Here is a 13,211-nt window from a genome sequence, read left to right as displayed (position 1 = left end):
ATGACGACCCCTGAGCTGCCCGCGAACATGTCCGAGGCCATCTCGCGGACCAAGCACGAGCTGCGCGCCCGGATCGGCGACGTCGCCGGCGCGTTCGCCGAGGTCCGCGACGGGATGCGGCGGGAGGTCGACGCCGTCGCCGCCGACCCGGACACCTTCCCGGTCGTCCGTTTCCGCGACATCGCCGGCGGGACCGTGCCGCAGCGCACGCTCGACGCCGTCCGGCGCCGCGGTTGTGTCGTCGTCCAGGGCACCTTCGCCCGCGAAACAGCCGAAGCCTGGGACGCCGAGCTGGCCGCGTACCTCGCTGACAACGACTTCGCGGGGACGTACCAAGGCCCGGCCGACGACGTCTTCGCCGGTCTCGCGTCGAGCCAGCCGCAGATCTACCCGGTCTACTGGTCGAAGCCGCAGATCCAGGCCCGGCAGCACGAGCACATGGTCACCGTCCGGCGGTTCCTCAACTCTTTCTGGCGGCACGAGTCCGAGGGTCGCGTCTGGTTCGACCCCGATCGCGACACGGCCTACCCCGACCGCATCCGCCGGCGCCCGCCCGGCTCGGCGTCGCTCGGCCTGTCCGCCCACACCGACTCCGGCTCGGTCGAACGCTGGCTGCTGCCCGCGTACCAGCAGGTGTTCCGCCACGTCTTCGCCGGAAACTGGCACGAGTACGACCCGTGGGACGGCGCCTACCGCACCGAAGTCGACGAATACCCGTCGACGGTCATGTGCTCGGCCTTCCGCACCTTCCAGGGCTGGACGGCGTTGTCGGGAATGCACCAGGGCGACGGCGTCCTGCACGTGGTGCCGATCCCGTCGGCGATCACGTACGTGCTGCTCCGCGCGCTGCAGGACGACATCCCCGCCGACGACCTCTGCGGCGCGGCCAACGGCCAGGCCCTGCCGGTGAACGACAAGTACCACGACGACCTGCTGCCCGCGCTGACCTCGATCCCCGACGTCGAACCGGGCGACACGGTCTGGTGGCACGGCGACGTCATCCACTCGGTCGCCGACGGCACCAATCCGGACCGCTGGGGCAACGTCATGTACATCCCGGCGAGCCCGCATTGCCCGAAGAACGCGGCCTACGCCGAGAAGTGCGGCCGCGCGTTCCTGGCCGGCGCGAGTCCGGGCGATTTCGCACCCGAAGACTACGAAGTGACCTGGACCGGCCGCGCCACGATCGGCGACCTCAACGCGGTCGGGCGCGAGCAGCTCGGTCTGTGAACGGTGCCGCGCCGGACGGGGGCCGGCGCGGCACCGGACGTTTCACGCCGGAAGCGCGGCCTCGATGGCCTTGACGACCGCGTCGTCCTCAGGCTCGGTCCGCGGCCGGAACCGCGCCAAGACCTCGCCGTCGGTGCCGACCAGGAACTTCTCGAAGTTCCACTGGACGTCGCCGGAGTCACCCTCGGCGTCGGCGGTCTTGGTCAGCTCGGCGTACAACGGGTGCCGGTCCTCGCCGTTGACGTCGATCTTCTCGAACAGCGGGAAGGTCACGCCGTAGGTCGTCGAGCAGAACGTCTGGATCTCCTCCGCACTGCCCGGCTCCTGGCCAGCGAACTGGTTGCACGGAAAACCGACGACGGAGAAGCCCTGGCCGCCGAAACGCTCCTGCAGCCGCTCGAGGCCGGAGTACTGCGGGGTCAGGCCGCACTTCGACGCGACGTTGACCACGAGCAGCGCCTTGCCCGCGAGCGAAGCCAGCGAGCTGTCCTGCCCGTCGAGCGTCTTGACCGGAATTTCGTGAATCCCCATGAGTCCCTTTCAGTCGTGCTTCAGCGCCCGGGCGTCGAGGTGCCCGAACGGTCCGTCGTCGGCGCGGTAGGCGGCCGCCAGCTCCTCGGCCCGTGCGCGGTCGCCGCGTCGCAGCAACCCGGCCAAGGCGTCGAAGCGCTCGGTGTGCACCGCCGCGCGACGGCGTGCGTAGTCGGCAGCGGAGTCCTTGGTGACCATGAACGCCCAGTCGCTCTCCAGCGCCAGCATCGCCTCGGCCACGGCCTGGTCGGCGACGGTGTCCCGGGCCGTGGTCGGCAATCCGGCAACCAGCGAAAGGAGCCGTTCCTGCAGCGCCGTGTTGGCGTCGACCATGTCCTTGACCTGCTCACCGTCCCAGACTCGCCAGTCCTTGCCCGACCCCCACGACGACGCGGGCAGCGCGATCGGTTCGCCGACGAGCCCGGCGTCGAGCGCGCCCTTCAGCGTCGTCACCCGGACACCCGCCTCGGGCAGCGCGCGCAGCACGCCCTCCAGCCAGGCCGGCCCTTCGTGCCACCAGTGCCCGAACAGTTCCGTGTCGTAAGCGGCGACCACGAGCGCCTCACGCCCGTGTTGCTTCTTCAGCGAACGCAGCCGTGCCACGACGGTTTCGACGAAGTCCTTGACGTGCGACCCCAGGACGTCCGCGGCCAGGGACGGGTCGTACGGCGCCTTGTCCGGCGGTTCGACCGTCTTCCCGGTGACGCGCGACGCCTTGAGCCCGACCTCGTGCGCCCAGGTGTGGAAGTCACGATAGGCGGCGTGGCCGGGGTAGCCGGCTTTCGGCGACCACACGCGGTAGGTGACCTCGAGGTCTCGTCCGAAAGCGACCACGTCGCTGTCGCCGACCGGCCGCGCGAGCCAGGTGTCGCCGCGCAGCGACGGCCCGTCGACCATGAACCGCCGCACGCCGGCGGCCGCGTAGCCCTTCTCCATGCCAGGCGCGTAGCCGCACTCCGGCGCCCAGATCCCCTCGGGCCGCGACCCGATCCGCAGCGCCGTGTCGGCCAGCCCGGCGTTCAGCGCGAACTCGCGCACCCGGGGGTCCAGCAGCGGCTGGAACGGATGAGCCAGTGGCCCGCCGAGCAGCTCGATCGTCGAGTGGTCGACCAGCGAACGGAGGATGGGGGAGAAGCCGTGTCGCCAGCGGGTGCCCAGCTCTTCGGCCGCGCGGACGGCCGTGCGGTGTTCGGCCGCCGCCAGCTCGCGCAGGGTCGGGTCGCCGCGCCACAACGTCGACGCGTGCTGCGCGCGCAACTGCCAGTGGCCGAGCCAGTCGTGGAACGCGCGGATGCTGTACGGGTCGTCGAGTTGCGCGGCGAGCACCGGCGTGACACCCAGGGTCAGCACGTCTTGGCGGCCTTCGGCGGCGAACCGCTCGAGCAGGTCGACCATCGGCAGGTACGAATGGGCCCACGCCTGGTAGAGCCATTCCTCGCCGACCGGCCAGCTCCCGTGGTGCGGCAGCCACGGCAGGTGGCTGTGCACGACGAGGCAGAAGGTGCCTTCGTTCATCGGCGCACCGCCACGGCGACGAGGTCGAGGCTGGAGTCGAGGTCGTCGCCGTGGATGTCGAACCCGGCGGCCTCGATCGCGGCGACGTCGGCGAGCAGCGGCGCCGGCCAGACGGCCTGACCCGGCAGCGAACCCATGACCACGTCGAGCTGCGCGTCGATGATCGATCCGCCGTACCGCTCGTCCAGAGCGCGCACGGCCTCGCCGTGGTGCAGGCCGTGGAGCGCTTCGAGGGCGAATCCGGCGTCGGTGAGCAGCGCGGCCAGTTCGGCCGGCGCCAGCTCGCGGGTGTGGAACGGGTTCAGCGGCGTGTCGCTGTCCGGGGTGAAGGTCAGCCGGTTCGGGGTCGTGACCAGCAGTTTGCCGCCCGGCGACAACACCCGCCGGCACTCGGCCAGGAACCCGGCCTGATCCCACAGGTGCTCGATGACCTGGAAGTTGGCCACGACGTCGACAGCGCCGTCGCGCACCGGCAGGAACGCCAGGTTCGCCCGCGCGACCGCGATCTCGGGGTAGCGGCGAGCGACGTGCACGGTGGTCGGCACGTCGTAGTCCAGCGCGAGCACCCGGCGGGCCGTGGTCGCGAGGAGGCTCGCGCCGTAGCCCTCGCCGCAGCCGGCTTCGAGCACCGTCGCGTCCGCGCAGTGGGGGAGCAGGGCGAGGTAGGCGGCCTCGTGGCGGCGGAACCAGTAGTTCTCCTCGGCGATGCCGGGGACGGTCCGTTCGCCAGTCAGGTGCAGCGCCTCGGCCCGGGTGGCTGGGGTGGTCACCTCCGCGACCCTAGCGGGTGTCACGTCCGGCCCGGCCGTCTCGTTCCGTGGTCATGCAACGACCAATCACTCGAGTTCTGCTCGTCCTCTTCGGCCTGATCGAGGTCCCGATCGGATTGTGGCCACTGATCACGCCAACCGGCTTCTACCAGGACTTTCCCGGCGTCCGCACGGGCTGGGTGTCGATGGACGGGCCCTTCAACGAACACCTGCTGCGCGACTTCGGCGGCCTCAACCTGGCGCTCGCGGCGACGCTCATCGGTGCCGCCGTGATCGGTACCACAGCCGCGGCCCGGCTGGCTTCTGTGGCGGCGCTGCTCTACAGCGTTCCGCACTTCGCGTACCACGTCGGGCACGTGTCGCACTTCGCAGCGATCGACCAGGTGCTCATCATCGCGTTGACGGGGCTGACCGTGCTGGTGCCGCTCGTGCTGCTGGCGATTCCGGGGCGCCGGGTCAGTACACCGGTGACACCGTGATGCCGAGCGCGCCCGGGCCGAGGTGCGCGCCGATGACTGTGCTCGCTTCGACGACCATGCTCTCGGCCATCGCCGGCACCCGGCGTTCGATCTGCCGGCCGATCTCGAGTTCGTGGTCGCTCGCGCCGAACCGGGTCACGGCGATGTCGGCGCGGAAGCCGCCGGACTTCTTGACCGCGAGGTCCACCATCTTGGCCAGCGCCCGCCGCGTGCCGGGAACGCGGGCCAGCGGCGCGACCTCGCCGTCCTTGACCGTGAGCAGCGGCTTGATGGAGAACGCGGAGCCGATCATCGCCTGCGCGGCGCCGATCCGCCCACCCCGGCGCAGGTACTCCAGCGTGTCGACGTAGATGAACTCGGTACTCGTGGCGCACCGGCGTTCGGCGGCTTCGATGACGCGGCCGGCGTCCGCACCGGCCGCGGCCGCGCGGGCGGCCGACACCGCGGCGAAGCCCAGGCTCATCCCGGTGGTGCGGCTGTCCAGGACGTGCACGGGGATGCGGACCTGCTGGGCGGCCTCCCGGGCCGCGCGGACGGTGTCGGACATGCGGCCGGAGATGTGGATGCTGACGATGGCGGTCGCGCCGGAGGCCGCCGCTTCCTGGTAGGTCCAGAAGAACGCCCCCGGATCCGGGGGCGAAGTGGTGATCATGTGCCCCCCTCTCATGGCATCGATCACCTCGCCGCGGTCGAAGCGGTTTTCGTCGTCGAAGTGACCACCCAGGTTCAGCTGGATCTGGACGACTCCGATGGCCCAGCGGGAGGCGACGAGGTCGGGCAGGCAGGAGCTCGAGTCGGTGATGACGGCGATGCGCGCGGGCATGGTGGGGGAGATTAATGCCTTACACCCACTGCGAGTAGGCCGTGGTTGGTCCGATCGGACGAACGGCAGGTCGGGTGGGGTAACCGGTCGACTACCGGGACGATAGTCCCATTAAGTTGCGCATCCAGGTGAATGGCGTCACCTCGGCGGGTCCTGCGCGCCGATTGGCCCTAATCTACCGGCCAGTAGAGCACTGACCCGTGGTCGTCCGCGGGGCACAACCGGGAGGTCGAAGCAGACCCATGACGAACATCGTTGTCCTGGTCAAGCAGGTACCGGACACCTACTCGGAGCGGAAGCTCAACGGGACCGACCACACCCTTGACCGTGAATCCGCCGACGCCGTGCTCGACGAGATCAACGAGAAGGCCGTCGAAGAGGCGTTGAAGATCAAGGAAGCCGGCGAGGGCGAGGTCACCGTGATCTCGGTGGGCCCGGACCGTGCGACCGACGCCATCCGCAAGGCGCTGTCCATGGGCGCCGACAAGGCCATCCACGTGTCCGACGAGGCGCTGCACGGCTCCGACGCAATCGCCACCGCCAAGGTGCTCGCCGCCGCGATCGCCAAGGTCGAAGGCTACGACCTGATCATCGCCGGCAACGAGTCCTCCGACGGCCGCGGCGGTGCCATCCCCGCGATCCTCGCCGAGCTGCTCGGCCTGCCGCAGGTCACCTACGCCCGCGAGGTCACGGTCGACGGCACGACCATCAAGGCCGTCCGCGAGACCGAGGACGGCCTGACCCGCCTCGAGGCGACCCTGCCCGCGGTGGTCAGCGTCGGCGAGAAGATCAACGAGCCGCGGTACCCGTCCTTCAAGGGCATCATGGCCGCGAAGAAGAAGCCGGTCGAGACGTTCACCATCGCCGACCTGGGCATCGACGCGGGCGAGGTCGGCCTCGGCAACGCGTGGTCCACCGTGACCGAAGCCTCGCCGAAGCCGCCGCGCACCGCCGGCGAGAAGGTCGAGGACGAGGGCGACGGCGGCACCAAGGTCGCCGAGTACCTGGTCGGCCAGAAGCTCATCTGACAACGGCTCTTCGAGGAGGATCCAAGAACATGGCTGAAGTACTCGTCCTCGTCGACCACGTCGACGGTGAGGTCAAGAAGGTCACGCTCGAGCTGCTGACCGCGGCCCGCGCGCTCGGTGAGCCGTCGGCCGTCGTCGTCGGCCCGACCGGGACCGCCGCCAAGGCGAAGCAGGCGCTGGCTTCCCACGGCGCCGCCAAGGTGTATGTCGCCGAAGGCGACGACGCCGCGAACTACCTGGTCACGCCAAAGGTGGACGTGCTCGCCGCGCTGGCGCAGCAGGCGTCCCCGGCCGCCGTGCTCGTCACCGCCAGCGGTGAGGGCAAGGAGGTCGCCGCCCGCCTGGCCGTGCGCCTGGGCTCCGGCCTGATCTACGACGCCGTGGGCGTCAACGGCGACGGCGTCATCGACCAGTCGATCTTCGGTGGCGCGTTCTCGGTGAAGTCGAAGTCCGCGAAGGGTGCGCCGGTCGTCTCCATCCGCCCGGGTGCGGTCGAGGCCGAGCCGGCCGAGGGCGCGGCGGCCGAGGAGACCGTCGAGCTGCCCGCCACCGACGCGGCGAAGTCGACCAAGATCACCGGCGTCGAGCCGGTGACCGGCGGTGACCGTCCGGAGCTGACGGAGGCCTCGATCGTGGTCTCGGGTGGCCGTGGTGTCGGCTCGGCGGAGAAGTTCGACGTCGTCGAGAAGCTGGCCGACTCGCTCGGCGCGGCTGTCGGCGCGTCGCGTGCCGCTGTCGACTCCGGCTACTACCCGGCGCAGTTCCAGGTGGGCCAGACCGGCAAGACCGTGTCGCCGCAGCTGTACATCGCGCTCGGCATCTCCGGCGCGATCCAGCACCGCGCCGGCATGCAGACGTCGAAGACGATCATCGCCGTCAACAAGGACCCGGAGGCGCCGATCTTCGAGATCGCCGACTTCGGCATCGTCGGCGACCTCTTCAACGTCGCGCCGCAGCTGACCGAAGCGGTCGAGAAGCGCAAGGGCTGATTGCCTGTTCGAAGGGCCTTCCGGGACCACCCGGAAGGCCCTTCGCGCGTTTCCGGGACCTGAGAAAAGCCTGAGAACCCGCCATTAACTGAACGTGCACCAATCGGTCATCGGATGGCACTCTCCGCGGTTTCCTCCGCGCGGGTAAACCTTGACCATGACGACGTCACAGCTCCTCGTCAGCACTGATCAGGCGGGTGCCGACCTCCCCGCGGACACTCCTCGGTATTCCCTTCTCGTCGCCCACGCGAACGACGAAGTGGTCGCCGCGCAGAAGCTCCGGCACCGGGTTTTCGCCGAGGAGATGGGCGCTCGGCTGCACTCGCCGGTCGCCGGTCTCGATGTCGACGAGTTCGACGAGTTCTGCGACCACCTCGTGGTCCGCGACGACAACACGAACGAAATCGTCGGCACCTACCGGATGCTGCCGCCGGACCGCGCAGCGCAGGCCGGGAAGCTCTACGCCGACAGCGAGTTCGACCTGAGCGCGCTCGACGGGCTGCGGCCGTCCCTGGTCGAAACCGGGCGGTCGTGCGTGCACCCGGACCACCGCAGCGGCGCCGTCGTCAGCCTGGTCTGGGCCGGGATCGCCCGCTACATGCTGCTGTCCGGCCACCGCTACCTGGCCGGCTGCGCGTCGGTCCCGCTGGTGGACGGCGGGTCGTTCGCCGCCGGCGTCTGGGACGTCCTGCGCACCAAGCACTACTCGGACGAGGCCACGCGCGTCTCGCCGCTGATCCCGTGGGACGCGTCGGAGATCGAACGTCCCGATCGTTCGATCCTGCCGCCGCTGATCAAGGGCTACGTCCGGCTCGGCGCCAAGGCCTACGGCCCGCCCGCGCTCGACGCGGACTTCGGTGTCGCGGACTTCTTCGTCGTGCTGGACCTGCACAACGTCGACGAGCGGTACCTGAAGTTCTTCCTCGGGGTCCAGGCATGAGCCACGCCTGGATGCCGGCCTCGCCGTGCGGCGACGGCTGCCTGACCGACGGTGACCCGGTGGTCGGGTTCCCGCGGCGCGCTCTGCGTGTCACCGCGGCGATCTTCGTCGTTCTTTCGGCCTTGCTGTCGGCGCCCTTGCTGCTGGTGTCGTGGGGCCGCGAGCGCCGGATCCGGCTGATCTTCGGCGGCGTGCTGCGGGCGTTCGGCGTCCGGTTGGACGTCCGGGGCGGCGAGGACTTCCTCACCGCGCCCGCGGGCCGTGGTGCGCTGGTGGTCAACAACCACATCTCGTGGTTGGACATCGTCGCGATCAACGCGCTTCGCCCGATGCGCGCGCTGGCCAAGAAGGAGATCGCGAGCTGGCCGGTGCTGGGCGGCCTGGTCCGCCGCGGCGGCAGCATCTTCCTCGACCGCGAGCGGCTGACGACGCTGCCGGCCACGATGGCGTCACTGGCCGACGCCCTGCGGACGGGCTCGCTGGTGAGCGTCACCCCCGAAGGGACGACGTGGTGCGGCCTGGCATCGGGCCGCTTCACGACGGCGACGTTCCAGGCGGCCATCGACGGCGGTGTCCCGGTCCGCCCGATCGCACTGAGGTACCGCCTCGCGGACGGCCGCGAGACCAGCCGCCCGGCATTCATCGGCCCGGAGTCGCTGATCGCGTCGATCCGCCGGGTCGCGGCGCTGCGGGGGCTGGTGCTCGAGATCCACATCTGCCCGGAGATCGCCCCGGGCCGCGCGGGGAACCGTCGTGAGCTGGCGGCTCTCGCCGAGGCTGCGGTGCATTCGGCGCTGGGGACGGTGCAGATCCCGGCCCAGCAGCGGCGGCGGACCTCGCGTCCTCAGCCGGTCCCCCTGGCTTCGCCTCCCGCGAAGTGACCCGGCCCTGTCGCCGCGATCCGGCGACAGGGCCCGGATCGCGAGGTGTTCGCGGTCTTGTGAGCCCGGCCCTGTCATCGTGATCCGATGACAGGGCCGTTCGCCCGAATTCGGGCACCGAGTTCGCGGCGTCCGGGCCGCGGTTCGCGTGGACCCGCTCAGCCCACGGCGTTTGCCGCCGACGCTGGCGCGCTCGGACTCTTGTGCCGGGTTCGTTCAGCCGATGGCGAGCGTGAGCTTCCCGCCGGGGTGCCCGTCCTCGCTCTCGATCTGCGCGGCGGCGGCCTCGGCGAGCGGGTAGCTCTTGCCCTGGGCGACGCGGACCCCGCGGTCGGTCACCCAGCCGGCGATCCCGGTCAGGACTTCACGCGACTGCTCGCCTCCGCTCGAGAACGGAATGTCGAGCTCGAAAGCGGCACCATCGGCGATGGTGACGATCCGGTCCTTGGTGCCCCGCAGCTCGACCGAGCCCGGCAGCACGCCGTGTCCGGCTGCGTCGAAGACGGCGTCCACCGGCCCGGACGCGGCCTCGCGGACCCGGTCCAGCCAGCCGTCGCCGTAGCCCACCGGCACGATGCCCAGCGCCTTCAGGTCGTCGAGATTCCGGTTGCCGGCGGTGCCGATGACGGTCAGTCCCTTGGCTACGGCGACCTGCACGGCGAACCGGCCGACGGTGCCGCTGGCCCCGTGGACCAGCAGCGTTTCGCCTTCGCGGATCTCGAGTAGCCCGAGGACGCGAAGCGCCGTTTCGCCGGCGACCGGCAAGGCCGCGGCGTCCGCCCACGAAACGCCGGCAGGCTTCGGCGCGAGCGTCTTCGCCAGCGCGTATTCGGCGTACGCGCCGGTCTCGGACCAGCCGAACACCTCGTCACCGACGGCGAAGTCCGCGCCCTCGCCGACGGCGTCGACGACCCCGGCCACCTCGAGGCCGGGGATGTGCGGGAAGGAGACCTGGAAGTTCTGCTGCATGAAGCCGTTGCGGATCTTCCAGTCGATCGGGTTGATCCCGGCGGCGCGGATGGCCAGCCGCACCTGTCCCGGGCCGGGTTCCGGCACCGGAACCTCGGACAGCTGCAGGACGTCCGGCCCGCCGTAGGCGGAGAAGGTGATCGCTCGCATGGTGTTCGCTGCGCTCCTCGGGTTTTGTGACTTCGAATGTCCTCTCCAAGGAGTCAACTCGTGCGGCTATTCCGCCGAACCACCCGGACGAGCAGTGTTCACTAGCCGGACGAGCAGGGTGGACGCAGTCCGGGCGCGCCTACCTTGGACGCATGGACGCTTCCTGGTCGGATCCGCGACACGTGCTCGACGTCGTCGAACGGTTGCTGTCGGCACCGCGGCCGCACCTGTTGCTCCAGTTCTCCGCCGAGCTGGCGAAGCTGATCCCGCACCGCGCGGTCGCCATGCAGACCGGGGACTGTCCGCGCAGCCCGCTCAAGGTCGTCGGCGACCAGGCGATCGCCGACGCTGTGACGAGCGTCGAGCTGCAACGGCTGGTCGACCGCAGCGAGCCGGGCAAGGCCCTGGTGGTCGACGGCGTGCTGGGCGGCGTCGAGCGCCGTCTCGTCCTTCTTTCGGCGATGCCGGCGGTCGGCAAGGGTGCCGTGCTCGCCGTCGTGCCGGAGGACACGGAGCTGCCGGCGGCCGAGCTGGGACTGGCCGCGCAGCTGTGGCACATCCTCGGCACCGACGCGGGCCAGCGCGCGATCGACCCGGGCCCGGACGTCCTGGCCGGCAACCTCGCGGCGGCCACCGCGCGAGCCCAGGCGATCACCGACCTCGGCCAGACCCACGCGGCGACGCTGACCACGCTCCTGGCGGTGCTGCGCTCGGGGCGCCTCTCCGACGCCGTCGCCCGCCGCACGGCGACCGACCTGGCCAGCGACGCGCTGCTCGAACTGAAGGGCGTCGTCGACCGCGACCAAGCCCTGTCCGAGGAACGCGCGGGCGTGGCCTTCGCCCTGCTGAGGACTCAGCTCGCCGACCTGGTCCGGCACACCGAGGTCGACGTCGACCTGGTCGACCCGGTCGGCGACGCGTCGCTCCCGCAGGACATCGCCCACACGGCGCGGACGATGACCCGGGGGCTGGTGCTCGCCGCTTTGGACCGGCCGGCGACCACGCGCCTGCGGGCGTCGTGGCGACTCGACGGCCCGGTGCTGCGGATTACGGTCCGCGACGACAGCCCCGAAGTCACCGACGCGATCCCGGCCCGCGGCCTGACCGATCGGCTCACCGCCCTCGGCGGCCGCTGGGAGGTCGACGCGGTGCCTGGCTGGGGCACGACGGTCAGCGCGGTCCTCCCGCTCGGCGTCGCCGAACCACCGGAGCTGCGTCCGCTCGACCGGCTCAACCCGCGCGAGGTCGAAGTCCTGACGGGGATCTCGCAGGGTTTGCGCAACCGGCAGATCGCCGAGCAGTTGCAGCTCAGCGAGCACACGGTGAAGTTCCACGTCCGCAACATCCTCGACAAGCTGGACGTGACCTCCCGCGGCGAGGCCGCCGCGCTCGCCCACGACCTGCGGGTGGAGCCAGTGGCGCGTCGCACGGCCTGAACCGGCTTGACCTCCAGCGGGCTGGAGGTTGCACGCTGCCGATCATGGCCTCGACGCTCGACTCCGCACCTCGTCGCCGCAGCGTGCTGTGGACCGCGGAACACCGCCTGACCACGATCGCGCTGCTGCTCGTGGTCACGTTGGTCGCGTTCGAGAACATGGGCGTCGCGACGGCGATGCCGACCCTGGTGGCCGACCTCCACGGGTTGTCGCTGTACTCGTGGCCATTCACGATCTTCCTCATCTCCAGCGTGGTCGCGACGGTGCTGTCGGGCCGGATCGGCGACCGCCGCGGCCCGGCTCCGGCGTTGCTGGCGGGACCGGTGTTATTCGCGGTGGGCCTGGTCGTCGCAGGGACGGCGAGCGGGATGCTCACGTTCCTCCTCGGTCGCGCCCTGCAAGGCTTCGGTTCGGGACTGCTCCTGGTTTCGGTCTCGCTCCTGATCGCGCTGACGTTCACCGACCAGGAGCGCCCGGTGATCTACGCGGCGAACGCGGCCGCCTGGGTCCTGCCGGCGGTGCTCGGACCGTCCTTGGCCGGCGTGGTGACGGTCAGCATCGGCTGGCGCTGGGTCTTCCTCGGTCTCGTCCCGCTGGTGGTCATCGGCGTGGCGATGTTGGTGGTGGTCATCCGACGCCTCCCTGCGCACATCCCTTCCGCCAACGGCCGCCGCGCGGGCGTGATCCAGGCGATCGTCGCGGCCCTAGGCGTCGCGGCGTTGACATGGGCGGCCCAGCATCACTCCCTCCTGGCCCTTGCCTACGGCACGGCCGGGCTTATCGCCCTGGGTTACGCCCTCCGGACGCTGCTCCCGACCGGGACGCTGTCATCCCGTCCCGGCCTCCCGACAGTCGTCGCATCCCGCGCCCTGATTGCCGGCGCGTACGCCGGGATGGAGGCGTACCTGCCTCTGACGATGAGCGCGGTCCACGGCTACAGCCCCGCCATGGCCGGGCTACCGCTGACCATCACGGCGTTGGGTTGGTCAGCGGCCTCGGCAGTGCAGGGCCGGTTCCTCAACTGGTCCAGGGAGGCATCGCTTCGCACCGGGTTCTTGCTGGTCGCGGCAGGTTTGGCTTGTTTCGGTCTCGTCTCCCAGCCCTGGTTCCCCGCCTGGACCGCTTTCGTAGCCTGCGCGGTCGGGGGCGCCGGTATGGGAATCGCGATGCCGGCGATCTCCGTCCTTCTGCTCCGCTATTCACCCGAGGGTGAGCGCGGCTTCAACACCTCGGCGATGCAGCTGGGCGACTGGGTGGGCTCCGCGCTGCTCATCGGCCTGGGCGGTGTCCTGCTCGGCGTGGTGGGGTCGGTTTTCGCTCCGTCGCCGGCGATGGCCCTGCTCACGATGGCCTTGGTGGCCCTCGCGCTGCTGGGGGCCCGGCTGACCGGACGCTGGCCGTCGAAGGTGTGACAGCCCACTTCGAGGGCCAGGGTGGGCTTCGTCACGCGGTGGAGCGGACTACCCTGAT

13 protein-coding genes are annotated in these 13,211 nt (G+C 70.7%); 8 read left to right on the top strand and 5 right to left on the bottom strand.

Going from position 1 to position 13,211, the window contains the following annotated elements:
- A complete protein-coding gene (locus AB0M83_RS06000) occupies positions 1–1,230 on the top strand; it encodes a YbiU family protein (RefSeq protein ID WP_364513127.1) in 1,230 nt (409 codons plus the stop codon).
- A gap of 42 nt (positions 1,231–1,272) precedes the next feature.
- Here AB0M83_RS06000 and AB0M83_RS05995 read toward each other — a convergent pair whose 3' ends face one another.
- From AB0M83_RS05995 to AB0M83_RS05985, 3 genes are read right to left on the bottom strand one after another with little or no spacing between them, the layout of a single operon-like run.
- On the bottom strand, positions 1,273–1,761 hold the full coding sequence (locus tag AB0M83_RS05995) for a glutathione peroxidase (protein ID WP_364513124.1): 489 nt from the start codon (positions 1,759–1,761) through the stop codon (positions 1,273–1,275).
- Positions 1,762–1,770: 9 nt separating this feature from the next.
- Entirely contained in the window at positions 1,771–3,276 is a 1,506-nt protein-coding gene (locus AB0M83_RS05990; RefSeq protein WP_364513122.1) for a glycoside hydrolase family 57 protein, read from the bottom strand.
- The gene (locus AB0M83_RS05985) at positions 3,273–4,046 is read right to left on the bottom strand and encodes a class I SAM-dependent methyltransferase (protein WP_364513120.1); all 774 of its coding nucleotides are present in this window, start codon (positions 4,044–4,046) and stop codon (positions 3,273–3,275) included. Before AB0M83_RS05985 ends, AB0M83_RS05990 begins: the two co-directional genes overlap by 4 nt.
- Positions 4,047–4,099: 53 nt before the next feature.
- Here AB0M83_RS05985 and AB0M83_RS05980 point away from each other — a divergent pair, with 53 nt between their 5' ends.
- Complete coding sequence (locus AB0M83_RS05980) at positions 4,100–4,525, top strand: hypothetical protein (protein ID WP_364513117.1); 426 nt, start codon at positions 4,100–4,102, stop codon at positions 4,523–4,525.
- On the opposite strand, the gene AB0M83_RS05975 is transcribed toward AB0M83_RS05980, so the two are convergent.
- Entirely contained in the window at positions 4,503–5,348 is an 846-nt protein-coding gene (locus AB0M83_RS05975; RefSeq protein WP_364513115.1) for a DegV family protein, read from the bottom strand. The two genes, AB0M83_RS05980 and AB0M83_RS05975, sit on opposite strands and share 23 nt — an antisense overlap.
- A 242-nt stretch (positions 5,349–5,590) precedes the next feature.
- On the opposite strand from AB0M83_RS05975, the gene AB0M83_RS05970 reads away from it, so the two are divergent.
- The 4 genes from AB0M83_RS05970 (at position 5,591) to AB0M83_RS05955 (ending at position 9,186) form a co-directional block, all read left to right on the top strand.
- A complete protein-coding gene (locus tag AB0M83_RS05970; protein ID WP_364513112.1) occupies positions 5,591–6,376 on the top strand; it encodes an electron transfer flavoprotein subunit beta/FixA family protein in 786 nt (261 codons plus the stop codon).
- 29 nt (positions 6,377–6,405) lie between these two features.
- Complete coding sequence (locus AB0M83_RS05965; protein ID WP_364513109.1) at positions 6,406–7,365, top strand: electron transfer flavoprotein subunit alpha/FixB family protein; 960 nt, start codon at positions 6,406–6,408, stop codon at positions 7,363–7,365.
- A 157-nt stretch (positions 7,366–7,522) separates the two neighbouring features.
- Positions 7,523–8,305 carry a GNAT family N-acyltransferase gene (locus AB0M83_RS05960; RefSeq protein WP_364513106.1) on the top strand — a complete coding sequence of 261 codons (783 nt, stop codon included), beginning with the start codon at positions 7,523–7,525 and terminating at the stop codon, positions 8,303–8,305.
- Positions 8,302–9,186, top strand: coding sequence for a lysophospholipid acyltransferase family protein (locus AB0M83_RS05955; RefSeq protein ID WP_364513103.1), 885 nt, complete (start codon positions 8,302–8,304; stop codon positions 9,184–9,186). The genes AB0M83_RS05960 and AB0M83_RS05955 overlap by 4 nt, the downstream gene beginning before the upstream one ends.
- Positions 9,187–9,402: 216 nt before the next feature.
- On the opposite strand, the gene AB0M83_RS05950 is transcribed toward AB0M83_RS05955, so the two are convergent.
- The gene (locus tag AB0M83_RS05950) at positions 9,403–10,305 is read right to left on the bottom strand and encodes an NADP-dependent oxidoreductase (RefSeq protein ID WP_364513100.1); all 903 of its coding nucleotides are present in this window, start codon (positions 10,303–10,305) and stop codon (positions 9,403–9,405) included.
- A 152-nt stretch (positions 10,306–10,457) separates the two neighbouring features.
- Between AB0M83_RS05950 and AB0M83_RS05945 the strand changes: the two genes are divergently transcribed.
- On the top strand, positions 10,458–11,741 hold the full coding sequence (locus AB0M83_RS05945) for a response regulator transcription factor (protein ID WP_364513097.1): 1,284 nt from the start codon (positions 10,458–10,460) through the stop codon (positions 11,739–11,741).
- 44 nt (positions 11,742–11,785) lie between these two features.
- Positions 11,786–13,153 (top strand): MFS transporter, encoded by a 1,368-nt coding sequence (locus AB0M83_RS05940; RefSeq protein ID WP_364513095.1) that lies wholly within the window; start codon positions 11,786–11,788, stop codon positions 13,151–13,153.
- The last annotated feature ends 58 nt before the right edge of the window (positions 13,154–13,211 follow it).

The sequence above is a fragment of the Amycolatopsis sp. NPDC051106 genome (assembly GCF_040682775.1).
Classification (GTDB): Bacteria; Actinomycetota; Actinomycetes; order Mycobacteriales; family Pseudonocardiaceae; genus Amycolatopsis.
The sequence above is the reverse complement of the archived record's forward strand: the minus strand, read 5'-3'. Positions and strand labels throughout refer to the sequence as shown.

Coding starts and splice junctions, on each gene's coding strand:
- AB0M83_RS06000 (WP_364513127.1), top strand. CDS start 1: ATGACGACCCCTGAGCTGCCCGCGAACATGTCCGAGGCCATCTCGCGG.
- AB0M83_RS05960 (WP_364513106.1), top strand. CDS start 7,523: ATGACGACGTCACAGCTCCTCGTCAGCACTGATCAGGCGGGTGCCGAC.
- AB0M83_RS05970 (WP_364513112.1), top strand. CDS start 5,591: ATGACGAACATCGTTGTCCTGGTCAAGCAGGTACCGGACACCTACTCG.
- AB0M83_RS05995 (WP_364513124.1), bottom strand. CDS start 1,761: ATGGGGATTCACGAAATTCCGGTCAAGACGCTCGACGGGCAGGACAGC.
- AB0M83_RS05990 (WP_364513122.1), bottom strand. CDS start 3,276: ATGAACGAAGGCACCTTCTGCCTCGTCGTGCACAGCCACCTGCCGTGG.
- AB0M83_RS05965 (WP_364513109.1), top strand. CDS start 6,406: ATGGCTGAAGTACTCGTCCTCGTCGACCACGTCGACGGTGAGGTCAAG.
- AB0M83_RS05940 (WP_364513095.1), top strand. CDS start 11,786: ATGGCCTCGACGCTCGACTCCGCACCTCGTCGCCGCAGCGTGCTGTGG.
- AB0M83_RS05955 (WP_364513103.1), top strand. CDS start 8,302: ATGAGCCACGCCTGGATGCCGGCCTCGCCGTGCGGCGACGGCTGCCTG.
- AB0M83_RS05950 (WP_364513100.1), bottom strand. CDS start 10,305: ATGCGAGCGATCACCTTCTCCGCCTACGGCGGGCCGGACGTCCTGCAG.
- AB0M83_RS05945 (WP_364513097.1), top strand. CDS start 10,458: ATGGACGCTTCCTGGTCGGATCCGCGACACGTGCTCGACGTCGTCGAA.
- AB0M83_RS05980 (WP_364513117.1), top strand. CDS start 4,100: ATGCAACGACCAATCACTCGAGTTCTGCTCGTCCTCTTCGGCCTGATC.
- AB0M83_RS05975 (WP_364513115.1), bottom strand. CDS start 5,348: ATGCCCGCGCGCATCGCCGTCATCACCGACTCGAGCTCCTGCCTGCCC.